Source organism: Streptomyces sp. UG1, assembly GCF_049974585.1.
In the GTDB taxonomy this organism is placed as follows: domain Bacteria; phylum Actinomycetota; class Actinomycetes; order Streptomycetales; family Streptomycetaceae; genus Streptomyces.
On record NZ_JBNGGG010000054.1, the window covers coordinates 45,980 to 71,288 of the forward strand.

Consider the following 25,309-nt stretch of genomic DNA (forward strand, 5'->3'; position numbering starts at 1 on the left):
AGTTTGGTGTCGGGGCGGCCGTACGTTCGGGCGCGCGGGCCGGGCTGTCGGTGGCTCCCGATAGGCTGAAAGCATGACGCGAGCCGAGCAGCCAACGGCCCCCAACACGGCCCCCGACGACACCCTCGCGGCGGACTCCCGCGAGCGCGCCGTCCGCGCCCTGCTGCGCCGGCCGCAGCTCAAGCGGCTGTGGAGCGCGCAGTTGGTGGGCGGTGTCGGCGACATCCTCGCGCTCCTTGTGCTGGTGCTGCTGGCCCTCCAGGCGGCGATCGCCGAGGGGTCCTTCGGCGGCGGCTACCGGGGCGTGGCGTTCGCAGTGGCGACCGTCTTCGGTGTGCGCATCCTGGCCACCCTGCTCTTCGGCGCCGTACTCCTCGGCCCGCTGACGTCGCTGACCTCCCAGGAGGGCCCGCTCGACCGGCGCTGGACCATGGTCGGCGCCGACGGGCTGCGGGCCGCCCTGCTGATCGTCGCGCCCCTGTGGATCGACTGGATGCCGGACAACGCGCTGGCGCTCTTGCTGGTCACCGTCTTCGTGACCGGCGTCGCCGAGCGCTTCTGGACGGTGTGCCGGGAGAGCGCGGCGCCCGCGCTGCTGCCGCCCCCGCCGCCGGAGGGCGCGACGGTACGGCCGCTGCCGGACCACCTGGACGCCCTGCGCCGCCTGTCGCTGCGCACGAGCTTCGTGTCGGTCCCGCTGGCCGCCGCCGCGCTCGTCGTCGCCGCCCTGCTGAACAATCTGCTCGGTGCCGGGCTCGACTGGTTCGAGCAGCACCAGGCGGCCCTCGCGTCGTATGTCGCGGCCGGCCTGTTCGCCGCGTCCCTGTCCGTGCTGACCTTCCTGGAGCTGCCCGGCACGCGCACCCCGCGCGCGCGGTCGCCGCTGGAGGGGCTGCGCCGCCCGAAGACCGGCTCCGGCGTCGACAAGGGCCGTACCGGCGCGATCGCGCTGCTGGTGACGGCGTGCGCGGCGGTCGCCGGCGCGGTGTCCGTGGCGGTCGCCGTCGCGGTGCTGCACGCCAAGGACCTGGGCGGCGGACCGGTGCTGTACGGCCTGCTGGTGCTCGCGCTGACCGGCGCGGTGGTCGTCGGCATCCGTACGGCCCCCGCCGTGCTGCCCGCCCTGTCGCGGCGCCGCCTGCTCGCGCTGGCCATCGCCTTCACCGGCGTCGCCCTGCTGGCCGCGGGCCTCGTCCCGGACGTCACCACCGTCCTGCTGATCATCGCGCTCGCCGGATTCGGCGCGGGCATGGCCGCCAACACCGGCCACACCCTGATCGACCAGGAAGCCGAGGAATTCCGTCGGCCGCGCACGACGGAGCATCTGCACGCCGTCGTACGGGTCTGTGTGGCGCTCGGCGCGGTGATCGCCCCGCTGGTGGCCGCGCTCATCGGACCGCACCGGCTGGAGAGCGGCAAGTTCGTCTTCGCGCACGGCGGCGCGGCGTTCACGCTGATGCTGGTCGGCGCGCTGCTGCTGCCGGTGGCCGCGCTGGTGCTGGCCAAGGTCGACGACCGCTCCGGCGTGCCGCTGCGCCAAGACCTGCGGGACGCCCTGCTCGGCGGGGACGACCCGGAGCAGGTGCCCGCGACGTCCGGCTTCTTCATCGCCCTGGAAGGCGGGGACGGCGCGGGGAAGTCCACCCAGGCCGAGGCGCTCGCCGAGTGGATCCGCGGCAAGGGCCACGAGGTCGTCGTCACGCGCGAGCCGGGCGCGACGCCGGTCGGCAAGCGGCTGCGGTCGATCCTGCTGGACGTGTCGAGCGCCGGTCTTTCGCACCGCGCGGAGGCGCTGCTGTACGCCGCCGACCGCGCGGAGCACGTGGACACCGTGGTCCGCCCGGCCCTGGAGCGCGGCGCGGTCGTGATCTCGGACCGCTACATCGACTCCTCCGTCGCCTACCAGGGCGCGGGCCGCGACCTGTCCCCGACGGAGATCGCCCGCATCAACCGCTGGGCGACGAACGGGCTCGCACCGCATCTGACCGTGCTGCTGGACATCTCGCCGGAGAGCGCCCGCGAGCGGTTCACCGAGGCACCGGACCGGCTGGAGTCGGAGCCGGCGGAGTTCCACGCGCGCGTGCGCTCCGGTTTCCTGACGCTGGCCGCGGCCGACCCCGGCCGCTACCTGGTGGTGGACGCGGGCCAGGAGCCGGAAGCCGTGACGACGGTCGTCCGGCACCGGCTCGACCAGATGCTGCCGCTGTCCGAGGCCGAGATCCAGGCGCAGGAGGAAGCGCGCCGCAAGGCCGAGGAGGAGGCCCGGCGCAAGGCCGAGGAAGAGGCCGCCCGCAAGGCCGAGGAGGAGCGCCTGGAGCGCGAGCGCCAGGAGCAGCTGGCCCGGCTGCGCGCCGAGGAGGAGGAGCGCAAGCGGCGCGAGCTGGAGGAGGCGCAGCGCCGCGAGGCGGAACGGCAGGCGGAGGAGGCCCGGCAGCGGGCCGAGGAAGCGCGTCGACGGGCTGAGGAGGAGCGTCAGCGACTCCTTGCGGAGGAGAAGGCGCGCGCGGAGGAAGAGGCGCGCCGCAAGGCCGAGGAGGAGCGGCGCCGCAAGCAGGCAGAGGAAGAGGCCCGGCTGCGCGCGGAGGCGGAGGCAGTCCGCCTGGAGAAGCAGCGCAAGGCGGAGGAGGCCCTGCTGCGGGCCGAGGAGGCCCGGCGACTGGCCGAGCAGGCGGCGGCCGCGGCAGAGGCGGGTCCGAAGCCGACGGGGCCTGCGGCCGGGGCCGGCTCCGGGGACGCGGTGACGGTGCCCACGCCCGTGGTGACGCCGGGCGGGTCGTCGTCGGACGAGACGACCGTGCTGCGTCCGGTGCGGGACGAGGAGCGGCAGGGGAGGGGCGACGAGCCGGCTTCCGGTGACCGTCCTTCGGGCGATCGTCCCTCGGGCGAGTCCGAGTCCGAGGTGACGGCGAAGCTGCCGCAGCCGCCGGTGCCGTCGGAGGCGGACGAGACGGCTGTGCTGCCGCCGGTTGCGCCGGGTGCGGCCGACGAGACGGCCGTCCTGCCTCCCGTGTCGGGGGACGAGCCCGGGGTTCGGGTTCCGCCCGGGTACTTCCGCGACGAGGAACGCACGCGCGAGATGCCTCAGGTCGACGAGCAGGGCGCCCCGCGACGCAGGGCTCGGTCCGACTGGGCCGAGGAGACGCCGCTGGACGATCTGCCGACGTTGGCGGACGAGCTGTTGGGTCCGCATGAGGACGAGTACGACGAGGACGGGGGCCGGGGGCGGGGCCGACGGCGCTGACGCCGGCGGGGCCGGGTACCACTGGGAAGGCGTGACCGGGCCGACCCAAGGGGCGCGGGGAACTGCGCGATCAGCCCCCGCCGGCCGCATGCGCGTGAACAGCCGCCACCGCCTCGGCCGCCATCGTCGCTGGTCTCTCCCGAAGCCGTGCGACACCCCACCGGCCCGCACCCGCACGACTGCCCGATGCCATCCGATACCGGAGGGGCGCCGCCATACCGGAGGGGCGCCGCCCGTTCCGCCCCCGTTGTCAGTGCCGCCCCCCACAATGGATCGTGCAACGCGAAGTGTGACGAAAGGCGGGCGTGACCCATGACCGTGTGGGACGACCTGGTCGGCCAGGAGCGGGTCAGTGAGCAGTTGGGCGCTGCCGCTCGGGACGCCGACGCGCTCGTCACCGCCGCGGCCGCCGACGCGCCGCCCCCCCAGGCGTCCAAGATGACGCACGCCTGGCTGTTCACCGGACCGCCCGGCGCGGGCCGGAACCAGGCGGCGCGGGCCTTCGCCGCCGCGTTGCAGTGCGTCAGCCCCGACCGGGCACTCGGCGGCACCCCCGGCTGCGGCTTCTGCGACGGATGCCATACGGCCCTGGTCGGCACGCATGCCGACGTCACCACCGTCGCCGCCGTCGGCACCCAGATCCTCGCCGACGACATGCGGGACACCGTCCGCAAGTCGTTCACGTCCCCGGCGAACGGCCGCTGGCAGATCATCCTCGTCGAGGACGCCGAGCGGCTGAACGAGAAGTCCGCCAACGCCGTCCTGAAGGCCGTGGAGGAGCCCGCTCCCCGCACCGTCTGGCTGCTCTGCGCTCCCTCCCTCGAGGACGTCCTGCCCACCATCCGCTCCCGCTGCCGCCACCTGAACCTGAGCACGCCCTCGGTCGACGCCGTCGCCGACATGCTCGTACGGCGGGAGGGCGTCGAGCCCGACGTAGCCGCGGCCGCCGCCCGCGCCACCCAGGGCCACGTCGACCGGGCCCGCCGCCTGGCCACCGACCCGGCGGCCCGCGAGCGCCGGGCCGCCGTCCTCAAGCTGCCGCTGCGCCTCGGCGAGGTCGGCGCCTGCCTCAAGGCCGCCCAGGAGCTGGTGGACGCCGCCGCCGAGGACGCCAAGCAACTCGCCGAGGAGATCGACGCCAAGGAGACCGAGGAGCTGAAGGCGGCGCTGGGCGCGGCCCAGGGCGGCCGGATGCCGCGCGGCACGGCCGGCGTGATGAAGGAGCTGGAGGACAAGCAGAAGCGGCGCCGTACGCGCACGCAGCGCGACAGCCTCGACCTCGCCCTGACCGACCTCACCGCGTTCTACCGCGACGTCCTCGCCCTCCAGCTGGGCTCCCGCGTCGCCCTCGCCAACACGGACGCCGAGGACGCCCTGGAGCGCCTGGCCCGCGACAGTGCCCCGGAGTCCACACTCCGCCGTATCGAGGCGATCGCCGCCTGCCGCGACGCCCTAGAGAGCAATGTGGCGCCGCTGCTGGCGGTGGAGGCGATGACGATGGCACTCAGAGCGGGCTGAAGCCGAACCGCACGGGCCGAATCGCACGGGCCAGGCCGGCCGCCCACCGCTTCGCCCCACCCGCTGATCAACAGGAGGTTGACCATGTAACACGTACGAGCCACACCGTGCACGCACGGCATTCAATTCGCTGCGCAGAGTTACGCTCGCCTGATGCACACCAGGCGCAGCTCTCCAGTCAGCCCAGCGCCGAGCCCGACCGGGCCCGGCGCACGCAACCGCCGCCCGCACCGCAGGCGAGCCGGCACGCTAGGCAGCCTCCTCGCCGTTGCCGCGCTGCTGGCCTCCGCCTGCACCTCCGGCGGGCCGGCGCGCTCGGGGAGCCCGGCGGCCGAGGCCGCGCTGGCCGCGCTGCCGCAGTCGACGCCGACCGCGCTCACGCCGTACTACGAACAGAAGCTGACCTGGCGCAGTTGCGGGGTGCCCGGATTCCAGTGCACCACGATGCGGGCGCCGCTCGACTATGCGAAGCCGCAGGCCGGGGAGACCCGGCTCGCCGTGGCCCGCAAGAAGGCGACGGGGCCGGGCAAGCGGATCGGGTCACTGCTGGTGAACCCGGGCGGGCCCGGCGGCTCGGCGATCGGCTACCTCCAGCAGTACGCGGGGATCGGCTACCCGGTCGACGTGCGCGCCCGCTACGACATGGTCGCGGTCGACCCGCGCGGAGTCGCCCGCAGCCAGCCCGTCGAATGTCTCGACGGACGGGAGATGGACGCGTACACGCAGACGGACTTCACGCCCGACGACGCCGAGGAGACCGGCAAGCTCATCGCGGCGCACAAGAAGTTCGCGGAGGGGTGCGGGGCGGACGCGCCGGGCCTGCTGCGCCATGTCTCCACCGTGGAGGCGGCCCGGGACATGGACATCCTGCGGGCGCTGCTGGGCGACGAGAAGCTGACGTATGTGGGGGCGTCGTACGGCACCTTCCTCGGCGCGACGTACGCCGGGCTGTTCCCCGACCGGGTGGGCCGGCTGGTCTTGGACGGCGCGATGGACCCCTCCCTGCCCGCGCGCCGGCTGAACCTCGACCAGACGGCGGGATTCGAGACGGCGTTCCAGGCGTTCGCGAGGGACTGCGTACGGCAGCGCGACTGCCCGCTCGGCACCAAGGCGACCGACGTCGGCCGCAACCTCAAGGCCTTCTTCGGCAAACTCGACGCACGGCCCATTCCGACCGGCGACGTGGACGGCCGTGAGCTGGGCGAGTCCCTCGCCACCACCGGTGTGATCGCGGCGATGTACGACGAGGGGGCGTGGCCGCAGTTGCGCGACGCGCTGAACGCGGCGATGCGGGAGAACGACGGGGCGGGCCTCCTCGGCCTCTCCGACAGCTACTACGAGCGCGAGGCCGGCGGCCGCTACACGAACCTGATGTTCGCCAACGCGGCGGTCAACTGCCTCGACCTCCCGCCGGCGTTCTCGACCCCCGACGAGGTCCGCAAGTCCCTCCCCGCCTTCTCAAAGGCGTCCCCCGTCTTCGGCAAGGGCCTGGCCTGGGCCACCCTGAACTGCGCGTACTGGCCGGTCGCCCCCACCGGTGAGCCCCACCGCATCGAGGCCAAGGGCGCGTCCCCAATTGTCGTGGTCGGCACCACCCGCGACCCCGCGACCCCCTACCGCTGGGCCCGAGCCCTCGCCGCCCAGCTCTCCTCCTCCCGCCTCCTCACCTACGAGGGCGACGGCCACACCGCGTACGGCCGGGGCAGCTCCTGCATCGACGACACGATCAACGCATACCTCCTCCGAGGCACTCCGCCGACCGAGGGAAAGCGCTGCTCATAGCCTTGATCGCGACGACCGAAGGGGCTGGTACGGAGCGCCCCGGAAACTGTGTAGACTTACCGACGTTGCCGATCGCACCATAGTGCGGACGGCGCGCCGCCTTAGCTCAGATGGCCAGAGCAACGCACTCGTAATGCGTAGGTCTCGGGTTCGAATCCCGAAGGCGGCTCAGCACCTGACCAGCGGTTTCCCCCGGGAAGCCGCTGAGTCGTTTCCAGGGCAGTTGCAGTCCTAGTTGCAGTTGCTACAGCTCCTGGTACAACGTTCAGCCCCACAGCGCGTCTCCCATCTTCGTCGCGGCGTCCTCCGCGAGCGGAGACGAGACGTGGGTGTAGCGCTGCGCGACGCGCGGCTGTGAGTGGCCGAGGATCTCCATCACGACTCGCAGCCCGACGCCGTTTTCCGTCAGCAGGGTGCCCGCCGTGTGCCGGCCGCTGGCGTGCGTGCCCCTGGGGACCACGCCGGAGGCGTCCAGGATGTCCTGAAGCTCTTCCCAGTCGTGCCGCGGATCGATCGGCTTGCCGTTCTCCTGGCAGAACACGAGGTCGTGTTCCTTCCACAGCTCGCCGGCCGCCAGGCGCTCCCGCTTCTGCGTGGTCCGGTGCACTCGCAGCGCGGTCAGTAGCGGCGCGGGCACTGGCACGATTCGCTTGTTCTTGCCCTTCGGCGTGCGGAAGACGAGGCCGCCGTCCTTGCGCTGCGGGCAGCGACTCGCGTGCTCCGTGCAGTCCTTCGCGCACGGCTTCGGGCACCCGCGCTTGTAGTTCTTGTGCGTGGTGCAGTTCTTCTTGCACGCCTTCCTGTGGAGCCGCGCCCCGCAGGCGTGAGGGTCCTCGCACCCGTGCTGCCACTTCAGCCGCTGCAGCTGCCAGTGGACGCGCATCATGCCCGTCTCGAAGTCGATGTACGACCAGCGCAGCCCGAGGGCCTCGCCCTGGCGCAGTCCGAGGGCGGCCCCGACCGACCAGCGCGTCCCGTTCCGTCGGCGGGCGGCCTCGTCCAGCACCGCGCGGGCCTCCGCGCGAGTCAGCGGCTCGATCTCCGTCTCGTCGGCGGACGGCGCATCGAGCAGGGTCGCGACGTTCCGCGTGATCATCTCCCGTTGCATGGCCACCTTCAGCGCGCGGCTGATGATCCGGTGCACCTTCAGCACGGTGGAGCTGGCGAGCGGTTCCCCGTCCTCGCCGCCCGTGCGCAGCAGGTTCAGGTACAGCTTGTCGAGGTGCTCGGGGGCCAGGCGGTCGATGCGGTGCTTGCCGACGCCGGGCACGATGTACAGCCGGTTCTTGCTGCGGTAGTCGTCCAGCGTCCGAGGCGCCATCGAGCGGTCCTCGACCTTCCGCGCGCACACGGTGTCCAGGAAGGTGTCCATCCACTGCTCGATGGTCGGCGGTCGGCCGGCCTTGCGGACCTTGCCCGCGGCCCGCTGCTTCTCCAGCTCCTGGACCTTCTTCTTCACCTCGGCCTCGGTCGCGGCCATGCGGTGCCGGCGGTCCGGGCGGCCGTCGGGCTTCGTGCCGACGGTCACCCAGCCGTGCCACTTCCCGTCCGCCTCGGAGAAGTAGATGGACGATTCGCCGTTCCCGCGGCGCCCGCTCATCCGGCCTTACCTCGCTTCCCGGGTGGCAGCTTTCCGCGCAAGCGTGCTTCTCGAATCCAGCCATGCACCGTGGGCGCTGGAACTCTGGAGTGATCAGCGATCATCTTTGCGGGCTTCGAGGTGAAGACAGCGAACTGGCGGTAGTAGGCAGCGACGCGCTCAGAGAATCGCTCTGGATCCTCTCCGCTTCGGCGCCGGAGCGGCTGAAGCTCTCGGAGGAACTGTTCGACAGGCATAGCCGCTTTCCCTGCCTTCATGTTCTCGAGCCTGCCGACCGGAACTGAGCGGAGAAGGTCCGCGGTGATCGGGACGTCTGCGAAGCACAGGCCGGACAGATGGCTCTGTCCTCCCTCGGTGTCTGTCCATTTCGCGTACAAGCGGCCCCCTGCAATGACGCCGTCGACGGCCACCCACTCATCACCCAGGGCGTCCCAAGCCGGGTCTTCGCCGGGCTCGCGCCTCGTTAGGAGGTGCCATACGTCGGCGCCTTCCGTTCGCTTCTCATCGCTCACGTTCATCAACGTACCGCGCAGGCCATCGAGCCTGTCAACAAGGGCGCTGGTTCTGCTACTGAACTAAGCGGAACTCATTGATGTGCCCCGCGTACTTGACTGAACGCGTGTGAACCTGCTTGGCTCTCGATGACTGCCAAATGGCCGTCTGAGAACGCAACGGCGCCGTCCGGTGGGTGCAACCACCGAACGGCGCCTTGATCCAGACCCTTCGCATCAAGGAGTCCAGACCCATGACCGACCGTATCGAACCTTCCGCCGGGGAGCTGCGCGCGCTCCTGGCGGCTGTCCTCGAGGCCGTCGATATCCCGCACGCCGCGACCGTGGGCGATGGCGAGGTGCACGACCGCATCCTGTTGGACCGCGTGATGGATGCCCGGGTTGCCCTCGAGGGCGTCCTGCGCCGCGGCGATGACCCCGGATGGTCCGCGGACTACCTGCGGGCCCGACTCAGTGAGAAGCCGGCCACCGGCTACCGGGCCGCGGGGCAGCCGCGGCCGCGCATCGATGAGCCGCTGTACGGCGGCGACGCCGAGCGGTTCGTCTCCGACGCCTACGACAGCATCGCTCTGGCCGACTTCGACGACGACCAGGACGACGAGGACCACGCGAGCGACGAGCACGAGCGGGAGGCCGCAGCCGTACAGCGCTCCGTCGACGCCCAGTTCCCCGCCGAAGAGCGCACCCAGGCCGACCGCACCACCGTCGACATGCGGACCGAAGCCGGCGCCGTCGAAGTGGAACGGTGGAACACGGCGCACCCAGTGGGCACTCAGGTGAAGGCCTATCCGCTCACCCGCGACGACGACGGCTTGATGACGCGCACGCGTAGCGAGGCGTGGCTGTTGGGCGGTCACACGCCCGTGGTGCTCGTCGACGGCTACTCGGGCGGGATCGCCCTGAGCCACATCGACGTCGTGACCCACGCGGAGCGGGGTGAGGGCCGATGACCGCGCTCCTGTACGTGCTCCTCGTCCTGGTCGTCGTCCTCGTCGTCGCGTTCGTGTGGCTGTGGCGGCGCGTGCGCAGGCTCGCTCGGCAGGCGGACGCGTTGCGTCAGGGCCTCGATGGCGTGCGCGTGCGGCTGCGCAGGCACGCGGAGACGGCTCACAGGGCGCGGCTCGTGGTCATCGCGGACCGGCCTACCGCTGAGTCAGCGGAGCGCATGAAGGCTCAGGCCGCGGAGTGGGGGTGGGAGGTATGACGCAGTCGACCGAGCAGCGCCTGGCGGCCGCCGAGCGGCAGTTGTCCGAGCTGCGCGTCCAGGTGGCCGAGCTGGACATGCTCGTTCAGGTCCTGCTGTGCCGGGACGCTCCGGGGAACGCCGACACGGACCGCATCAAGAAGTCCTTGAAGGTGATGAGGGAGGCCTCGCCGCGCGGCCGTGGTGCGGAGCGGCCGCAGCTGCGCCTCGTCTCCGGAGCCGACAGCGTCTGCGGACAGGACATGGACGAAGGCCTTCGCCGCGTACGCGCCGCACGGGGTGAGGGCCGGTGAAGCATCCTCGCCGCTACCCGGTTCCGCGCCCGACCGAGCGTGAGGCGCTTGGCGCGGCCGCGCGGCGCCCCATCGAGCCGGTACCGACGCCGGTCCTGTTCGCCTGCCTGCTCGCCGCGTACGCCGTGCGCGACCGCGAGGGCATGCGCCTCTTCGCGCACGCCCTTGCCAGGCGGGGTGGTGCGTGATGGCTGCCATGTCCCGTGCGACGCGCCGGATCGTCGTCGCCCATCTGGCCGACCGCGGCATGAACCCGGCGCAGATCGCTTCCGAGCTGGGCGTTTCCCGCGACACCGTGCGCAGGGACCTCGCCGAGACGCCCCCGCCGGCGCCCGCGGCCGCGCCCGATCCTGCGGCGCCTGCTGCGGCTGGTCTGCTGCTGCCCGAGAGCACGCAGCTGCGCCAGGACGTCGCTGTCCTCACAGCGCAGTTCCGCGGCGAGCCGGAGGACGTGGCACGGTTCGCGATCCACCAGCTCGCGCAGCACATACGCGCGCGCCGGCAGTCACGGCCGTAGCCGCGCCGCTCGTCACGGTCTGCGCCCCCGGCACCGTATGAACGGAGCACAGCGGGGCGTACGACGCGACAAGGCTCCGGCCATCCCCGGGGGAATCGGGGATGGCCGGAGCCGTTTCGGGAGTGGCTCAGGGGAGTCTTGGGCTCGCTGCGGAGCCCAAGACTTTTCCCGGCCGGAGTGACGAGGGCGCGGTCGGCGATGCTGCCGGCAGCGGGGGCTAGAGGCGGGTGCCGACCGCGACGCGGTCGTTGCCCGCCAGCGTCGGCATCGCCCGCATCAGGATGAGAAGACGACGCTCGTCCAGCTTCTCCACCGCCGAGAGCGTGTGCAGGCCGATGCCCACCATGCCCAGGACTAGGCCGAGGAACGCCCGCTGCGCGTCGTCCAGGCCGAGCCCATACAGGCGGCCCATCAGCCCCTCCCAGCGGCACACCGGACCGTCCTCGCTCTCCACGACGAGGAGTCGGCGCACGCTGTCGAGGGCAAGGATCGTCTCCTCCTCCACCAGGGCCTGCGCGGCCGCACGACCCCGGCCGGCGGCCGAGGTGATCAGCAGCTCGCCGAACGCCGCGGCGTCAGGTTCATCGGTCTTGGTGCGCATGCCGCTCACCTGTGTCTCCCTGTTTCTGGATGTGTGTGGCAGGCCCGTGGCGACGGGGCCGCTTGGGGCAGCGGGGTCCGCACTCGTACACCTCGACACTCAAGTCGTGGACGCCGCTGAATCCCTTGGCGCGGCCGGCCGACCGGGCACCGTTGGCCAGCGCAGCGTTGCACCAGCAGCATCGCCATCCGTCGTACTGCGCACGGTTCAGCTCGTCGACGGGCGGCGGCGTGGGCCGCCACGTCACGGCCGGTCAGCGAGCGGGGTGAGGTCGAACGCGTGGCGGCACGGCCCACAGGCGAAGTGGTGGCCAACGGTGCCGGGACCGGAACCCTGCTCAATGACGCTGATGAGGCGCACGCCCCGCGCGTTGCCCCCATGCCATGCACACCAGCCGTCTCCCGTGGGGGTGTTGGCGAGTGCTGCGGTCTGCGTATTCTCCGGCATGTCGACTCCAACCAGTCGGCCACGCCCGGGGCCGTTCGCGCGGCCGCCGGGGCTTTTTTGTTGATCTGGCCAGGGTCTTGTGACTCCTGGTGTCGACTCGATCCCCTACCGGTAATCTCACGGTGAGATGGAATCCCATCCCGCACGCGATACCGGGGGCCGCACCATGGGGACCGCGCTGGAACCGATCGAACTGCCCGACTGGGCATGGGAGCGCGCCGAGGTACGCCAGGCCCTCAGGGCCCGGGACATGGGCGCCGTGTTCCGGCACGCACAGCAGTACGCCGGCGCCAGCCAGGCCCGCATCGCCACCGCGACGGGCATGACGCAGGCCCGTGTCTCCGAGATCATGAGCGGGCGCCGAGAGGTGTCGAGGCTGGACGTGTACGAGCGGATCGCCGACGGTCTCCACATGCCCGACGACGCACGCCACCTCCTCGGCCTGGCCGCGGGCCGGGAGCGAAGGACGGGGGGCGCCGCGTTCGACCTAGCCGCGTTCCCGGAAGTGGTGCGCGTGTATGCCGCACAGAACTCCGCGGCCGAGGAGATCCAGCAGCAGGCCCGCGCGGCGACGGAGCTGGACGTCCTGGCCGTCCGCGGCCTCGGACTGATCGGCCTCAACGATTCGCTGCTGCGCGCCTGTCTGCCGCGCGAACAGGGAGGCAAGGGCCTCCTTGTCCGGGTCGCTCTCCTCGACCCCGACAGCGACGCCCTGGCCCGTCGTGCGGCTGAGATCGGGGAGTCCACCGAGTCCCTTGCCTCCGGGGTGCGGCTCGCTGAGGCGCGGCTGCGGGAGCTCGCCGAGGTGGGCGACGTCGGCGTATGGCGGTACCGGATGCTCCCGACGTGGCGGCTCATCCGCACCGACGGGACCATGTTCGTCGGCGCGTTCGACGCCGGGTGGGAAGGGCACGAGAGCGCGCTGTACAAGGTGATGGAGACCCCGCACGGCCCGCTGTACCGGGGGTTCCGGCGGATGTTCGAGGCAGTCATCGACGGCGCGGAGCGCACGATCTGACGAGGAAGGAACCGCAGGTGATCGAGGCGGAGTTGAAAGCGCGCGTGCACGCCCCCGAGGCCGTGATGCGGCAGCTGGACGAGAGGGCCACTGCCCGGGTCGAGGTGTACCGGGACACGTACTACGACCGACCTGACGGCTCGCTGGAGAAGGCCGGAGAGGAACTGCGGGTCCGCACCGTGCATGGCGCGGACGGCACGCGCACCGTGCTCACGTACAAGGGCGCCGCGGTCGACGCCGAGTCCGGGTCAAAGCCGGAGCACGAGACCCGCGTCGACGACGCCGACCAGGCGCACGCCATCCTGCGCGGCCTGGGCCATGTGGAGCTGATCGGGTTCGAGAAGCGGTGCCGCAACTACGACTTCACCGCGCACGGCCGGCAGATGCTCGCCACGCTCGTGCGGCTGCCAGAGATTGACGGGACGTTCCTGGAGCTCGAGACCCTCGTCGACGAGGCGGACGTACCCGCGGCCCTAGACGACATCCGCGCGGTCCTCGCCGAGCTGGGCATCGGCGCGGAGGATCTGACGAGGGAGACGTACACCGGCGCGGTCGCCGCGCAGCGACGCTGAACACGGCGAGCCAAGGCATCGCACGGCTTGGAGTCCGTCTCTTACGAGGGGCGGCTGCACATCGGCCCCGGAACCTGGTTCCGGGGCCCTTGGGTGCCTCCAGAGCTGGAGGCACCGAACGCCCTGCTGCCCGGAGGCACCGCGGCCCCGTGGGCGCCTAGTGGTCGAGGGTCTGCGGCCAGCGCTTCAGGCGTCGGAGCTGCCCGCTGTTCTGCACGCGGTAAACGGCGAGGGTGCGGTGCTGGTTGGAGAGCACGACATAGTTGAGCCCGTCGTGTTCGGCCTCTTCGCAGAGGGAGGGCTGATCGATGGTGTCGCCGCCCTGGTAACGGAAGTACGCGGCGAGAGCCCTGGATTCAAGCGAACTGTTCATCCCCTAACCCTACTTGACAAGTAGGGGTGTGTGTAGAGATTGAGCGCCTCCGTTGGGTCGGCCAGTTGGAGGGGCGTCTTGGCGCAGGAGGCCGGATCACCTCGGGTCCGCAGGGGGCTCCTGGCGCCATCGGGGGCGCTGCCCGGGGATCACCTCGCACCACCGCTTGTGCGGGATGTCGTGGGCGCTCAGCCACTCGTTGGCGGCCCTGCGCCACCGGGTACGGGCCTCGAGGTAGGCCCACTCGTGCCACGTGCCGGGCAGCGACCACGCGGGTTGTTCCTCGTCGGGGCGCACCCAGTCCTCAACGAACAGGTGGCGCAGGTGATCCGGGGGCGTCGGCAGGGTGCCGGCGGCGGACGGCCGCTTCCGGCGCGGGACGGCCATGAGTGTTGTTCCTTCCGTTTCCTCGAGCGCCGCGGCGGTGCCGCTCACGCTCCGTACTTCGCACGGCGCCACCGGGCGCCGGCAGCAGCTCGGGCCTGCCACTCCCGGCGGGACGCCTCCACGTCGTGGCCCTGGTCGCCCTCTTCGTCGTTTGCGAGGTGCTGCAGCCCGAGCTGCTGCAGCAGCTTCGCCAGCAGCGCACGCGTGGCGCGCACCTCGGCGAACAGCGGCGAGACGCGCGGCTGTCCCATCGATCCGGCCGTCATGACCGCGGCCTGGTCCAGTTCCTCGCGCAAGCGCGCCTCGTCGTCGAGGGTTCGGCACGCCTGCTCGAGCACCCGGAGCTCATCCGGGCGCAGTTCCCAGTCCCCCGTGACCGCCCGCCACAGCGCGCGCCCCGGAGGGCGGAGCCCTTTCGGGAGCGCCGGCGCCTTCTCGGCGTCCGCCATGACCTACTCCTCTCATCACGCCTTCCTGCCACACCCTCCAGACCGGTGACCAGCCACTTCCCTTACCGTCACAGGGCCGACCCTGCGAGAGGGCCGTTCACGATCACTGCCCCGTTCATGCCCTCCAGGGGCCCGGAACGCCCCTTCTGCAGGGTGAGCGCCGCTCACCGGCCGATGTGCTCAGGCGAGCTCGGCGACCAGGTCGCTCAGGTCCGCGAGGTGAAGCGGCGCGTGGCGGTAGCGCTCCCCCAGGACGATGAACCGCTCGGCGGAGTAGATCTCGATGTGCGCGCCGTCCGGCCAGCGGATGCGGCGCCCGCGGCCGATGCGGCCGCGCCCCCACAGATGGAGTCCTTCGCCCGAGACGCTGACCTCTACGTAGGTGGCGGGGCAGCGCTCGAGGATCTCGCGCGCCCACGGCTTCGGCTCGCCGTCGACGAGGCAGTGGTCGAGGTCCAGGACCACGATGCCGTCGCCGTGCGCCAGGACGAACCCGAGCCCGCTCCCGTGCGGCGACGCGGCGGCCGCCGCGTACGTCGTCCACGTCGCCGGATCGGTCGACGAGGCCGGGCGGCCGGTGTCGGAACGTAGCGGAACCTTGCTCGAACTGCGCCGAACCCACCGTTCCCGGGCCCGAAGTTCGGCAGGAATCGCATGTTTCTCGCGGTGTGCGGCCACCCTGCAGCGGGTGCTGCAGAACCTGGCGCGGTGCGAGTGCCGCGCCCGCAGGTGTTCGCCGCACCGCTCGCAAGTCCTCGTGTTCATGCTCCCATCCTACCCCTGCGTGTAACGGTAGAACATGGTTTGACCTGCACAGTTAGTAGAGGCCTGAAGGTGCGAGGGGCTGTGTCGGGCTCTCCCGCTCGAGGGGTCTGAACGCCCCAGCCCACGGCCGCCAGGGCGCCCACGCCCCCGCCAGGGGCCTGGGGGGTGCCTCGAAAAAACGAAGTCGGCTGAGCATGCTTACAGCGAGTTGCTATGCCGCACCGGTGCGCAGATTGACTCCGGACCGGGGGCCTGCCCCACCCCCTTGGGAGATCCCTGGTCAAAAGCTGGGAACGTCCTGCTCATTGCGCTTGGCCTTTGCTTGTTCGTCGGTGAGGAGTCCCGGATGCGCGGCGCGTGGTCGCTCCCTGCTCGGCATGGGGCCCCGGGCGAGCCGGGCCTGCAGGGCGGTGCGCTTGCGGTGGTGGTAGCCGCAGAGGGCGCGCAGTGCGTCGAGGCTGTGGTCGTCTGGGTCGCCGATGTGGTCACAGTCGCTGGCCTCCTGGGTGCAGCGTTGGCCGTCCTCGAGCCATGTGCACCGATTGCCGTCGCGTTCGAAGACGGCGGCGCGGCGTGCTGCCCAGTCGGCTGGGAGGGGGGAGGTGCGGCGTGTGCCGGGGGGTGTCGTACGGGGGCGGGGGTTGTCCGGGAAGTTGCGTGTGTTCACGGCTGGGGCTCCAGTCGGGTGATCTCCTCGCCGTTGAAGATGGTGAGCAGGGCGCCGGGCCCGAAGTCGTGGGCGATGGTTGCGAGTACGACGGCTTCCTCCTCGGCGTCCTCGCGGTCCCACCCCCACGCCTGGGTGAAGTAGCCGACGATGAGGTCGATATAGACGTCCTGGGTGAGGTCGGGGCGGTCGACGACTTCGGCGAGAGTGGTTGCCCCGCGGCTGGTGACTCCGGCCCAGGAGCGTTCGCAGCCGCAGGCGCCGTTTCCGCCGGCGCCGCAGACGAACGGGCGGATGAGGAGTTCGCCGGGAGTCGTGTGGACGAATCCGCCGTCGCGGGGATCCTCAGTGTGGGGTGCGGCGAGTACGAGCACGAGGTGACCTTCCTGTGGGGTGGGGTGGGTGTTCCGGGGCGGTGCGCTGGGAGGGTCTGTGCGCCGGTGAAAGGTGTCCGGTTGCTCGCCTGCCCATGGGTCACCGTGTGGGCAACAGCGGCCCGTGGGTGTGCCTTTGACGCGCCGCCCCGGTGGCATGGGGTGTCAGTTGTGACCGCGGTCGTCGATGACCGCCTTGAGTTCCGCGCGGGTGGGCAACAGGCGTCGGGCGCCCGCGGCGAGGCACTCGAGGAAGCCGGGGGCCTTCTTGGCTGTCTCGGGCCAGGAGCCGTGGGCCATGTTGATCTGGCTGACGCGCGCGTGGTTGAAGCGCTTTTCGATGTCCTCGGGGAGTTCGGTCCAGAAGTCTGCGGGGCGTGCGTAGCGGTCACCGCCGCGGAGCTCCTCGGCGAAGGCCTCGATGGTGCCGATACGGGCGAGGAGCTCGCGGGAATCCACGTATGCGTCGCGTACGGTGCGGGTGCTGCGCAGGGCGTGGGAGTCGTCCAGGTCGACGATGGACGGCTGGTGCTGTACGAGGGCGCCGGCCTCGTGGCAGAGGGCGGCGTGTACGGGCTGGAGAGCCTGGATGAGGGCGCCGGGGCGTGCGGCTGTGATGGCGCGTGCGGCGGCGGCCTGTGCGAGTACGAGGACGCTGTCCCACAGGGTTTCTGCGGCGGGGGTGACGCTGGCCTTGGTGAGGGCGCGCTGGACGTCGCGGAGAACGGTGGTGGTGTCGGTGCCGTCGCGGAGCTGGCGGTAGATGTCGGCCGGATCGGGGGGCGCGGGTGTGGCTGCGGCCTGGTCGGCGGCGGCCGCGGCGAGGGGGTTGATGGCTTCGGCGGTGTCGACCAGGTGCAGCAGGTCGGCCGGCGGTTCGGCGCCCAGGTCGCGGAGGCGCTCGAGGTCCTGGACGCGGGTGCTGTAGTTGCGCAGGGCTTCGGCGACATGTTGACCGACGCTGCGCCGGGTCGCGGCGCGGCGCTGCCGGGCCCGTTCCTGAGCGGCTTGAGTCTCGGCCTGGAGCTGGTAGGTGCTGATGGGCATGACGGGGGGGTCCTTTCAGTCTCGGCGCGGCCAGATGTGCATGTGATCGGACGGCGTGGCGGTGCCGGTGTCCTCGTCGTAGACGCTGGGCTTCGGCTCGGGCTCGGGGTCGGGTTCGCGGACGAAGTCGGCTGCGGTGGCGCGTCCGGGCTTGCTGCGGGGCTCGCGGGTGCGCATCCACTCGTTCATGTCGGCCGGCGTCTCGTCGGTGGGCCCGGGATGCCCGGCGCGTTCGCGGAGCCATCGGCTCATGTCCTCGAACTGGCCTGCGAGTTCGAGAAGGTCGTCAGGCCGCTCGGGGGGCGGCGGGTTGGCCACGGTCGTCTCCTTCCTGTGCGTCCTCGGGGATGAGCCAGCCGCCGCGGGTACGGCGTGCGCCCGGGATACGTCCTGTGCGGCACCAGCGGCGTATCAGGCCGGTGGAGCACCCGAGACGCGCGGCGAGCTCGGACGCTGTGATCACGGTGCCAGACGGCGCCCGAACCGGTTCCGGACCCGGAACACCCCCCGCGGCCGCGCGGACCAACTCGGCGACGAGATCCACCAGTCCGGGCGGCGTCGGCCGTCCCTGCTCGATATGGAGACGCAGCCCTGCGAGGAGGAGCCGGGCGACGTCGACGGCCAGGGCGCCGGGCACGACAACGCCGCCCGGGCTGGGCGGACGGCGCGTCGGGTGAGAGCTGGGCATCTCAGGGCGCAGTGCCAGGGTCACGGGCGGGCACGGGCGGGAGGAGAGCGCGGAGACGCTCGATCTGGTCGGGGTTGAGCGGGGGCGCGGCTTCTACCTCGCGGCGGATGCGTTCCTCGAGCTTGGCCGCGCGCAACTCGCGCTGCACTTCGAGGACTTCGGGGTCGTCAGCAGCGCGCCCATGGCGGGTGAGGGCCGCGAGGCGAGCGCGGAGGGTGGTCCACGACTCGGGTTCAGGAGCCGTACGGTGCCCGGACCGGTCCGCGGCCGGAGGCTCAGGGGGGTTCATGATCTTCCTTCCGTGGTGAGGAGGTGCTCGGTGTCGACAGCCGCGTACACGCCGCGCTTGACGCGGGTCAGGCGACCGTCGTCGTACAGGCGCTTGAGGTACTGATCGGCGTTGTTGCCGAACTTCTCGCGCACGTCGGCGGCCCGTACGCCTCCGGGGTGCTGGCGTACGAACTGGAGGATGCCGAGTGTGGTGTCGCCGAGTCCGGCGGTCTCCTGGCGGTTGCGCGCGTTGTCGGCCGCGGCGGCCAGGTCGTCGCCGTCGAGGGTCCATGTGCCGTCGTGCATGGCCATCGCGTACTCGGCCTCTGGCACGTCCCGCCCTGTCACCTTCAGTACGGCGTCCGGTGACTGTCGCTTGCGGGCGAGCACGATGATCGTGTCGGCCGCGCCGGCCAGGCCGTGCGTACCGGAGACAGAGTCGACGAAGTCGTCCGAGGTCGCCTTCCGGTCGTGGTGGACGACCACCAGGGCAAGCCCTCGGTACGTGTCGGCGGTCCGCTTCAGACGTCCGGCAACCCGGTAGTCACGCTGGTAGGCGGACTCGCCGGGGACCGCTTGGGGCATCACCTTGCCGAGCGTGTCGATGACGACGAGTGCAGTGTCAGGGTGTCGGTCCAGGAACGCGCCGATGATGTCGAGCACCCAAGCTGGCTCCACCCTGGTGAGGTAGTGGAAGCGCTCGGGGATCGGCGTATCGGCGAGCAGTGCCCGGCACCGGTCCTGCATCCGTCGGTCGCCGTCCTCCAGCGCGAGGTACAGCACATGTTGCGGCTGCCTCACGGGGATCTTGCCCACCGCCGTACCGCCTGCCGCCACGGCGAGCAGCAGATCGAGGATGAGCCAGCTCTTCCCCGCCTTGGGAGGCCCGATCAGCAGCGACAGCCCTTCGGGGAGCAGACCGTCGACCGCGTAGGCGAGCGGTGGGAAGTCCTGGGCATCCAGCCACGCCCCGTTGCGGAGCCCGGCGAGCAGCTTCTTAGCGAGGGGCGCCCCCGAAGTACTGTCAGAAGCGTCAGAAGTGTCAGAACGGCTGGTGGCTCGTTCCTCGGCTTCTGACACTTCTGACACTTCTGACGCAGGTACACCCTGCGGCAGGACCGTCATCAGGTTCTTGACGGTGGGATCTAGAGTCACGTCACCCCTCGCCGTTCTGGGGCTTGTTGGTGGGCAGGTCGACCTGGTGGCCGTCGACGAGGTGCCGGTACCAGCCGGGGCGCCCGGGGATGGCGACCGGCGGCCAACCGGCGGTGGCAGTCACCTCGCGCGCGGGGCCACGTACGGAGCGGCGGCGGATCTCCTCGGCGGTGGGCCGACGCGCCAGCTCGGGAGCGAGACGCGCGGCGTACGCGTTGGCGTCGGCGTAGATCTCACGGCGGTACGCCTCGGGATCTTCTTCGGCGAGACGTTCCAACCGGGCCTCCTCGTCGGCGTGCCGCCGGTGCTCCTCGGCGGCCGTGATGATGGCGGCGACCTTCCGAGGGTCGCCCGGGGCCAGGCGCAGCCACGCGAGAGAGCCGTAGGGGGGCGGTTCGCCGTCCACGGAGTCGAGAAGGCTCGTCACCTGGGCCTGCGCCCACAGTTCGGCGACGTCGCCCGGAGACACCCCGGACGGCGCTACGCTGGGTGTCGCAGTCCCACCGCTCGCCGCGTAGAGGACTTCGGCAGACCTGGCAGTCATCAGCTGCCGGGTCTGTGCGCTCCCGGTCATCAGACGGTGGCCTCGTTCTGCTCGGCTCGCAGCCGAGAGAGGAAGTCGTCCAGGGCGGCAACCGGCACATACCGGCGACGACCGATCTTGATGCTTTCCAGCTCGCCCCGCTTGATCAGGCCGAACATGGTGGTCCGTCCGATCCCTGACGCCTCGATGGCTTCCTCGACTGTGAGGTTCACCTTCGCGATCTTCACGCGCGTCTCCCATGAGTTCCGCTGACTTGATGAGCCGAGACAAGCACGTACGTGATCGTTCAGTCAAGTACGCGGGGATCGCAGGTGAGGGCAGCGGGTGTCATGCGTGGCAGGGTCGACAGTTGCAGTTTCAGTTGCAGTTCGGGGGAGTTCGTGAAGGGGCGCGTCGGTGTGAAACGCGGGGTGACCAGCGACTACGAACCCCGGTGAACTCGGATGGCTGGATCGTCCGGAAACTCGTAATGCGTAGGTCTCGGGTTCGAATCCCGAAGGCGGCTCCATGGTGAACCCCAGGTCAAGCCTTTGACCTGGGGTTTCTTGTTTTGGGTGACCTTGGAATCCGGGCTAATCGGGCACCTGCGGCTACGCATCGCAATGCGTAGGTCTGGGATTGACTGCCAGTGGCTGTTTCGATTCACAGGGCTTTGACCTGGCATTTTGCTCTGTGTTGCCGGTCAGGTCGGGTCTGTCGGGTTCGCCGTGGTGGCCATATGGTGGCCAAGTGTGCAGCGATCGTACAAACGGGTCCTGATCTGCCGTGCGGTCACCGGCCTGCTCGGGGCTGCAGAGTTGTGCCATCCGGACAACTCCACGATCAACATGCGCCGCCTGGTGCGCGGTCGGCAACCCGTTCGTTGCGTGGCTCCTGCGCCTGTAGCAGTTGGCGCTCCACGGCCTCAGTCGGGTTCGGGTTGTCGATGAGCACGTCGAACTCGACGAGGTTGCTGGCCATCCTGGTGCTGCGCGATGGTCTTTCCCTGCGACGTGTCGCCCGCTACGTCCGCGTGGCGCAGGTCACTCGCTGGAAGAGGTTCTTTGCCCACCAGCGGCTGGTGCGGGCGGGCTTTCGCGCAGGCGGGCATGGGCGTAGCGCAGCCAGCGGGCTTCGGAGAAGCCCAGCAAGGCCTGGATCGCCGCCAGGGTGACCAGCTCCGCGTCGCTGAACTCGGGCCGAGCGGCTCAGGCGCGGCCTGGACTTCGGTCGGCCACCCTGCCATGACCTGCGAAGCCTGCTCGACGTTGTCCTCCATGTCGTCAGCGAGGCGGACTTTCCGATGCAGCCGCCCTGCAGCGTGCTGCCGCCGGCCCTCGGGCGCCTGCGTGACGTACCGGCCCGTATGGGTGAGCCGGCTGCGGATCGCTCCCGGGCCAGCGGTGGAGTCCCTGAGCCTGGGGCCGTCTACGGGGTGCCGCTCAGGCGGACTTGGCAGTCTTGCCGGGTTCTCGGGCGAGGAACTCGACGATCTCGTGGAGACGGAACTTCGGGTCGGGAGCCTCAGCGATCATTTCGGTGAGCAGGTTGTTGAAGTCGTCCAGTGCGGGGCTGCCGAGCCCGGCCGCGTTCATCGCGGCGTGCCCTTCCTGGAGTTGGCCGATGATGCGGGTGGCGTCGGCGTTGAGGGCGGTCGTCATGCCGGTACCTCCGCCCGCTCGGGCTCGGTCCGGCAGAGAAGGCGGGTGAGCGTGCCCCACACCGGTCGGGGTCTCCGGTCTCCAGGATGATCCCGGCCGCCACGTCGAGGGCCTTGTCGAGGGTGCCGCCGTTGTTCCCCTTCTCCTCCGCGATCGTCCGCAGGGCGCGGACGACCTTCGGCCTGGCCGTCGCGTGCGCAGCGGGCAGCCGGTCGGTGGCGTCCGCCAGGTCCCAGCCAGCCGGGACCTGGTACGCGGCCGGGCTGTCGTCGTAGGTGACGACCCGGGGAGTGCCTTTGCCGCTGCCCAGGTGGACGTCCAGGCGGAGCCGGGACGCTTCCCGGAACAGGGCGGTGATGTCCGGGCCCATGCCGTCGAGGACCACCTCGCGGACGGCGTACCCGTGCTGGCGCAGCGAGATGCGGGCGAGCCAGACGGCAGTGCCGGGGTTGGCGAGGTGCCTGTCGTAGACGAGGGTGGCGGTGCCGTCGGCGGGGCTGAGGTCGCGGAGGTTGGCGGCCTTGCCGGGGGAGGTGGTTCCGCGTCGGACCGTGAGGGTGAGGTCGAGGGGGATCGTGGGGGTCACAGCGTCACCTCGGTCTGCTCGGCGGGGATACGGGTCGTCACGAACGGCGCCGGCATGTCAGGCACCGGTACCCCGAGCGCCTGGGCGAGCAGGTACCGGGCGACGGTGTCGTGCTCCAGTTCGCTGCGCCCGGTCGGCATGGTGAGCCGCAGCTCACCTGTCTTGCGCTGGACGATGACGGCGCCGAAGAACGCCCGGTCGGTGATCGAGGAGTCGGTGAGGGTGGCGCCCAGCTCGTTGATGAGCACGGGCAGGGGGGTGTCCATCAGGTGGTCGGCGGACGGCTTCGTGGCGGAGGCGGTCACAGTTTCACCTCCGTGGCCTTGTCGGTGTACAGCTGGCGGAGGCGGAGGAAGATGTCGTCCGCGAGTCCTTTGGCCTTCTTCGGGGTGTACACGTCCGGGAGGGTTTTCCGCATCGCCTCGTCGACCGTCCCGGGGAGGACGAAGGGTCCTGTCCGGCGGGGACAACGAGGAGACAGGTGCCGTCCTTATGCTGCAGGTAGTGCCCGTACAGGCCGTCGAAGGGACCGTCCAACCCCACGACCTGGATGCCGTGCGCAGCGGTAAGCGCCTCGAACACGGTGGTGGGGTTGTTGATGGCAGCCATGATGCGGGCGGAGTCCTGCTCGGCGCGGGCCTGCATTTCTGCGTCGAGATTGAGGGCTTCGGGCTGGAGGCAGCGAAGCCAGGTGCTTGGTGACGCCGACAGGAGCAACGCTTGTTGCTGTTTTCGCCATGGTCTTGCTCCTTCAATGCAGGAGTTGGGTCCAGGCCTCGGGACCGGTGACATAACCACCGGGCGAGAGCGTTCTGCTGTCGGTGGTAGTCGCCCTGGCGAGGTGTCGGCAACGGCTCAATGTGAGACCACTTCCACCGGATGAATTGTGGCCCTCCTTGGCGGCCTGACTCGTTGAGTCAGGCCGGGAGGATGGGTGATCAGCGTGGAGGACTGGGCGGAGATCCGCCGGTTGCACCGGGCCGAGCAGATGCCGATCCGGGCGATCGCACGGAAGCTGGGGATCTCTCGGACCACGGTGCGACGGGCAGTGGCCAGCGACCGGCCGCCGAAGTACGAGCGGGCGCCGAAGGGGTCGATCGTGGACGCGGCCGAGCCGAAGATCCGCGAACTGCTCGAGGTGTGGCCGGACATGCCGGCGACCGTGGTGGCCGAACGGATCGGCTGGCAGCACGGCATGACCGTGCTGCGGGATCGGGTCCGGGAGCTCAAGCTCGACTACCTGCCGGCGGATCCGGCTTCCCGGACGGTCTATGAGCCCGGCGAACTGGTCCAGTGCGACCTGTGGTTCCCGCCCTCGGCGATCCCGCTGGGGTTCGGGCAGACGGGCTGTCCGCCGGTGCTGGTGATGGTGGCCGGCTACTCGCGGTGGATCATGGCGAGGATGCTGCCGAGCAAGGCCGCGGCCGATCTGATTGCCGGGCACTGGCGGCTTTTGACCGGGCTCGGAGCTGTCCCGAAGGCTCTGGTCTGGGACAACGAGGCCGCGGTCGGCTCCTGGCGGGGCGGCAGTCCCCAGCTGACCGAGGACTTCGCGGCGTTCGCGGGACTGCTGGGCATCCGCATCATCCAGTGCCGCCCCGGCGATCCGGAGGCCAAGGGGCCTGGTCGAGCGGGCCAACGGCTATCTGGAGACCAGCTTCCTGCCCGGACGGGTCTTCGCCTCGCCGACCGACTTCAATATCCAGCTGGCGGACTGGCTGACCAAGGCCAACCGGCGCCTGCACCGCACCCTGCAGGCCCGTCCGTCCGAGCGGATCGAGGCGGACAAGGCCGGCATGCTGTCTCTGCCGCCGGTCGATCCGCCGGGCTGGTGGCGCTCCAGCCTGCGGCTGCCGCGCGACCACTACGTCCGGATCGACACCAACGACTATTCGATCCATCCGCTGGCCATCGGCCGCCGCATCGAGGTGAAGGCCGACCTGGACCAGGTCCTGGCGTTCTGCGAGGGCACCGAGGTCGCCCGGCATGCCCGCTGCTGGGCCCGGCACCAGTCGCTGACCGACCCCACCCATGTGGCTGCCGCGAAAGCCGACCGCGAACGGGCCCGGCAACGGCCCGTTGCGGCCGACCAACTCGAGGTCGAACAACGGCCGCTGGACACTTACGACCGCATCTTCGGCGTCATCGACGGCGGCCTGAGCACCGGTGAGGGAGTCGCCTGATGGCCGCCAAGCAGACCGCGAACGGCCGCGACGTCTCCTCCGAACTCGTCTATCTGACCAAGGCGTTGAAGGCCCCGGCCCTGCGGGACGCGGCCGCCCGGCTCGCTGAACGGGCCCGTGACGAGGGCTGGAGCCATGAGGAGTATCTGGCCGCCTGCCTGCAGCGGGAGGTCGCCGCCCGCGACAGCCACGGCGCCGAGGGACGCATCCGCGCGGCTCGTTTCCCCTCCCGCAAGTCGCTGGAGGACTTCGACTTCGACCACCAGCGGTCCGTGAAACGCGAGGTCATCGCCCATCTGGGGACGCTGGACTTCGTCGTCGGCAAGGAGAACGTGATCTTCCTGGGGCCGCCCGGCACCGGCAAGACCCACCTCGCCACCGGGCTCGGCATCCGGGCCTGCCAGGCCGGCCACCGGGTGGCCTTCGCCACCGCCGCCCAATGGGTGACCCGCCTTGCCGAAGCTCACCAAGTGGGCAAGCTCAGCGACGAGTTGACCCGACTGGGACGCATCCCGCTGATCATCGTGGACGAGGTCGGCTACATCCCCTTCGAACCCGAGGCCGCGAACCTGTTCTTCCAGTTCATCTCGGGCCGCTACGAACGCGCCTCCGTGATCGTGACCAGCAACAAGCCGTTCGGCCGCTGGGGAGAGGTCTTCGGTGACGACACCGTCGCCGCCGCGATGATCGACCGCCTCGTCCACCACGCCGAGGTGATCTCGCTCAAGGGCGACAGCTACCGGATGCGGGGCAGAGACCTCGGACGGGTTCCCACGGCCAACACCGGGGAATGACCAACCAATGCCACGAAGTTAAGGCCCTGTTGGCGGTGTCAAGGCATCAGGGAGAGTGATCTTGTAGGTGCTCGGCGCGGTG

Annotated in this window: 31 protein-coding genes, 1 tRNA gene and 2 pseudogenes; 14 read left to right on the forward strand and 20 right to left on the reverse strand. The window is 70.8% G+C overall.

The window, feature by feature from the left end:
* Positions 1–73 precede the first annotated feature (73 nt).
* The 4 genes from tmk to ACP4J3_RS43530 all read left to right on the forward strand — a co-directional run bounded on the left by tmk (position 74) and on the right by ACP4J3_RS43530 (position 6,710).
* Positions 74–3,241, forward strand: coding sequence for a dTMP kinase (gene tmk / locus ACP4J3_RS43515; protein ID WP_426542517.1), 3,168 nt, complete (start codon positions 74–76; stop codon positions 3,239–3,241).
* Positions 3,242–3,553: 312 nt separating this feature from the next.
* Positions 3,554–4,759 carry a DNA polymerase III subunit delta' gene (locus ACP4J3_RS43520; RefSeq protein ID WP_426542519.1) on the forward strand — a complete coding sequence of 402 codons (1,206 nt, stop codon included), beginning with the start codon at positions 3,554–3,556 and terminating at the stop codon, positions 4,757–4,759.
* A 153-nt stretch (positions 4,760–4,912) separates the two neighbouring features.
* Positions 4,913–6,541 (forward strand): alpha/beta hydrolase, encoded by a 1,629-nt coding sequence (locus tag ACP4J3_RS43525; protein WP_426542521.1) that lies wholly within the window; start codon positions 4,913–4,915, stop codon positions 6,539–6,541.
* A gap of 95 nt (positions 6,542–6,636) precedes the next feature.
* A tRNA-Thr gene (locus ACP4J3_RS43530) sits at positions 6,637–6,710 on the forward strand.
* Positions 6,711–6,806: 96 nt separating this feature from the next.
* On the opposite strand, the gene ACP4J3_RS43535 is transcribed toward ACP4J3_RS43530, so the two are convergent.
* Together ACP4J3_RS43535 and ACP4J3_RS43540 are read right to left on the reverse strand one after the other, a co-directional pair.
* Positions 6,807–8,141, reverse strand: a complete 1,335-nt coding sequence (locus ACP4J3_RS43535; RefSeq protein ID WP_426542523.1) for a tyrosine-type recombinase/integrase — start codon at positions 8,139–8,141, stop codon at positions 6,807–6,809.
* Positions 8,138–8,653: a hypothetical protein gene (locus ACP4J3_RS43540; RefSeq protein WP_426542525.1), complete on the reverse strand. Its 516-nt coding sequence runs from the start codon at positions 8,651–8,653 to the stop codon at positions 8,138–8,140. The genes ACP4J3_RS43535 and ACP4J3_RS43540 overlap by 4 nt, the downstream gene beginning before the upstream one ends.
* A 233-nt stretch (positions 8,654–8,886) precedes the next feature.
* Between ACP4J3_RS43540 and ACP4J3_RS43545 the strand changes: the two genes are divergently transcribed.
* From ACP4J3_RS43545 to ACP4J3_RS43565, 5 genes are read left to right on the forward strand one after another with little or no spacing between them, the layout of a single operon-like run.
* Positions 8,887–9,603 carry a hypothetical protein gene (locus tag ACP4J3_RS43545; RefSeq protein WP_426542527.1) on the forward strand — a complete coding sequence of 239 codons (717 nt, stop codon included), beginning with the start codon at positions 8,887–8,889 and terminating at the stop codon, positions 9,601–9,603.
* Positions 9,600–9,857 carry a hypothetical protein gene (locus ACP4J3_RS43550; RefSeq protein ID WP_426542529.1) on the forward strand — a complete coding sequence of 86 codons (258 nt, stop codon included), beginning with the start codon at positions 9,600–9,602 and terminating at the stop codon, positions 9,855–9,857. The genes ACP4J3_RS43545 and ACP4J3_RS43550 overlap by 4 nt, the downstream gene beginning before the upstream one ends.
* Positions 9,854–10,150 carry a hypothetical protein gene (locus ACP4J3_RS43555; protein ID WP_426542531.1) on the forward strand — a complete coding sequence of 99 codons (297 nt, stop codon included), beginning with the start codon at positions 9,854–9,856 and terminating at the stop codon, positions 10,148–10,150. The genes ACP4J3_RS43550 and ACP4J3_RS43555 overlap by 4 nt, the downstream gene beginning before the upstream one ends.
* Entirely contained in the window at positions 10,147–10,338 is a 192-nt protein-coding gene (locus ACP4J3_RS43560) for a hypothetical protein (RefSeq protein WP_426542533.1), read from the forward strand. Before ACP4J3_RS43555 ends, ACP4J3_RS43560 begins: the two co-directional genes overlap by 4 nt.
* 8 nt (positions 10,339–10,346) lie before the next feature.
* The gene (locus ACP4J3_RS43565) at positions 10,347–10,667 is read left to right on the forward strand and encodes a helix-turn-helix domain-containing protein (RefSeq protein ID WP_426542535.1); all 321 of its coding nucleotides are present in this window, start codon (positions 10,347–10,349) and stop codon (positions 10,665–10,667) included.
* A gap of 217 nt (positions 10,668–10,884) precedes the next feature.
* On the opposite strand, the gene ACP4J3_RS43570 is transcribed toward ACP4J3_RS43565, so the two are convergent.
* Positions 10,885–11,268, reverse strand: coding sequence for a hypothetical protein (locus ACP4J3_RS43570; protein WP_426542537.1), 384 nt, complete (start codon positions 11,266–11,268; stop codon positions 10,885–10,887).
* 613 nt (positions 11,269–11,881) lie between these two features.
* Here ACP4J3_RS43570 and ACP4J3_RS43575 point away from each other — a divergent pair.
* Together ACP4J3_RS43575 and cyaB are read left to right on the forward strand one after the other, a co-directional pair.
* A complete protein-coding gene (locus tag ACP4J3_RS43575; RefSeq protein ID WP_426542539.1) occupies positions 11,882–12,733 on the forward strand; it encodes a helix-turn-helix domain-containing protein in 852 nt (283 codons plus the stop codon).
* Positions 12,734–12,750: 17 nt separating this feature from the next.
* On the forward strand, positions 12,751–13,305 hold the full coding sequence (cyaB, locus tag ACP4J3_RS43580; protein WP_426542541.1) for a class IV adenylate cyclase: 555 nt from the start codon (positions 12,751–12,753) through the stop codon (positions 13,303–13,305).
* Between the two features lie 157 nt (positions 13,306–13,462).
* Here cyaB and ACP4J3_RS43585 read toward each other — a convergent pair whose 3' ends face one another.
* The 17 genes and pseudogenes from ACP4J3_RS43585 to ACP4J3_RS43665 form a co-directional block, all read right to left on the reverse strand.
* The gene (locus ACP4J3_RS43585; RefSeq protein WP_426542543.1) at positions 13,463–13,678 is read right to left on the reverse strand and encodes a hypothetical protein; all 216 of its coding nucleotides are present in this window, start codon (positions 13,676–13,678) and stop codon (positions 13,463–13,465) included.
* A 96-nt stretch (positions 13,679–13,774) separates the two neighbouring features.
* Positions 13,775–14,065, reverse strand: coding sequence for a hypothetical protein (locus ACP4J3_RS43590; protein ID WP_426542545.1), 291 nt, complete (start codon positions 14,063–14,065; stop codon positions 13,775–13,777).
* A gap of 44 nt (positions 14,066–14,109) precedes the next feature.
* On the reverse strand, positions 14,110–14,514 hold the full coding sequence (locus tag ACP4J3_RS43595) for a hypothetical protein (protein ID WP_426542547.1): 405 nt from the start codon (positions 14,512–14,514) through the stop codon (positions 14,110–14,112).
* Positions 14,515–14,694: 180 nt separating this feature from the next.
* Entirely contained in the window at positions 14,695–15,279 is a 585-nt protein-coding gene (locus tag ACP4J3_RS43600; protein WP_426542549.1) for a DNA primase, read from the reverse strand.
* 280 nt (positions 15,280–15,559) lie between these two features.
* The gene (locus ACP4J3_RS43605) at positions 15,560–15,946 is read right to left on the reverse strand and encodes an HNH endonuclease (RefSeq protein WP_426542551.1); all 387 of its coding nucleotides are present in this window, start codon (positions 15,944–15,946) and stop codon (positions 15,560–15,562) included.
* Positions 15,943–16,320: a DUF7715 family protein gene (locus ACP4J3_RS43610; RefSeq protein WP_426542553.1), complete on the reverse strand. Its 378-nt coding sequence runs from the start codon at positions 16,318–16,320 to the stop codon at positions 15,943–15,945. The genes ACP4J3_RS43605 and ACP4J3_RS43610 overlap by 4 nt, the downstream gene beginning before the upstream one ends.
* 165 nt (positions 16,321–16,485) lie before the next feature.
* A complete protein-coding gene (locus ACP4J3_RS43615) occupies positions 16,486–17,367 on the reverse strand; it encodes a hypothetical protein (RefSeq protein WP_426542555.1) in 882 nt (293 codons plus the stop codon).
* 15 nt (positions 17,368–17,382) lie between these two features.
* Positions 17,383–17,685 (reverse strand): hypothetical protein, encoded by a 303-nt coding sequence (locus tag ACP4J3_RS43620; RefSeq protein WP_426542557.1) that lies wholly within the window; start codon positions 17,683–17,685, stop codon positions 17,383–17,385.
* Positions 17,654–18,055 carry a helix-turn-helix domain-containing protein gene (locus ACP4J3_RS43625; protein WP_426542558.1) on the reverse strand — a complete coding sequence of 134 codons (402 nt, stop codon included), beginning with the start codon at positions 18,053–18,055 and terminating at the stop codon, positions 17,654–17,656. Before ACP4J3_RS43625 ends, ACP4J3_RS43620 begins: the two co-directional genes overlap by 32 nt.
* Position 18,056: 1 nt before the next feature.
* Positions 18,057–18,344, reverse strand: a complete 288-nt coding sequence (locus ACP4J3_RS43630; protein WP_426542560.1) for a hypothetical protein — start codon at positions 18,342–18,344, stop codon at positions 18,057–18,059.
* A complete protein-coding gene (locus ACP4J3_RS43635) occupies positions 18,341–19,405 on the reverse strand; it encodes an AAA family ATPase (RefSeq protein WP_426542562.1) in 1,065 nt (354 codons plus the stop codon). The genes ACP4J3_RS43630 and ACP4J3_RS43635 overlap by 4 nt, the downstream gene beginning before the upstream one ends.
* A gap of 76 nt (positions 19,406–19,481) precedes the next feature.
* On the reverse strand, positions 19,482–19,949 hold the full coding sequence (locus ACP4J3_RS43640) for a DUF2742 domain-containing protein (RefSeq protein ID WP_426542564.1): 468 nt from the start codon (positions 19,947–19,949) through the stop codon (positions 19,482–19,484).
* A gap of 104 nt (positions 19,950–20,053) precedes the next feature.
* On the reverse strand, positions 20,054–20,251 hold the full coding sequence (locus ACP4J3_RS43645; RefSeq protein WP_426542566.1) for a helix-turn-helix domain-containing protein: 198 nt from the start codon (positions 20,249–20,251) through the stop codon (positions 20,054–20,056).
* Between the two features lie 595 nt (positions 20,252–20,846).
* Positions 20,847–20,984, reverse strand: coding sequence for a hypothetical protein (locus tag ACP4J3_RS43650; protein WP_426542568.1), 138 nt, complete (start codon positions 20,982–20,984; stop codon positions 20,847–20,849).
* Positions 20,985–21,100: 116 nt separating this feature from the next.
* Positions 21,101–21,202 (reverse strand): annotated as a pseudogene (locus ACP4J3_RS43655) (IS982 family transposase); the annotation flags it as partial.
* Between the two features lie 325 nt (positions 21,203–21,527).
* Positions 21,528–22,250, reverse strand: coding sequence for a hypothetical protein (locus ACP4J3_RS43660; protein WP_426542570.1), 723 nt, complete (start codon positions 22,248–22,250; stop codon positions 21,528–21,530).
* Positions 22,247–22,555, reverse strand: a complete 309-nt coding sequence (locus tag ACP4J3_RS43665) for a hypothetical protein (protein ID WP_426542572.1) — start codon at positions 22,553–22,555, stop codon at positions 22,247–22,249. The genes ACP4J3_RS43660 and ACP4J3_RS43665 overlap by 4 nt, the downstream gene beginning before the upstream one ends.
* Positions 22,556–22,742: 187 nt before the next feature.
* Between ACP4J3_RS43665 and ACP4J3_RS43670 the strand changes: the two genes are divergently transcribed.
* The 3 genes and pseudogenes from ACP4J3_RS43670 to istB all read left to right on the forward strand — a co-directional run bounded on the left by ACP4J3_RS43670 (position 22,743) and on the right by istB (position 25,227).
* Positions 22,743–22,952 carry a hypothetical protein gene (locus ACP4J3_RS43670; RefSeq protein WP_426542574.1) on the forward strand — a complete coding sequence of 70 codons (210 nt, stop codon included), beginning with the start codon at positions 22,743–22,745 and terminating at the stop codon, positions 22,950–22,952.
* A 232-nt stretch (positions 22,953–23,184) separates the two neighbouring features.
* Positions 23,185–24,433 (forward strand): annotated as a pseudogene (gene istA, locus ACP4J3_RS43675) (IS21 family transposase).
* On the forward strand, positions 24,433–25,227 hold the full coding sequence (gene istB / locus ACP4J3_RS43680) for an IS21-like element helper ATPase IstB (protein ID WP_426542576.1): 795 nt from the start codon (positions 24,433–24,435) through the stop codon (positions 25,225–25,227). The pseudogene istA and the gene istB overlap by 1 nt, the downstream one beginning before the upstream one ends.
* Positions 25,228–25,309: the final 82 nt, after the last annotated feature.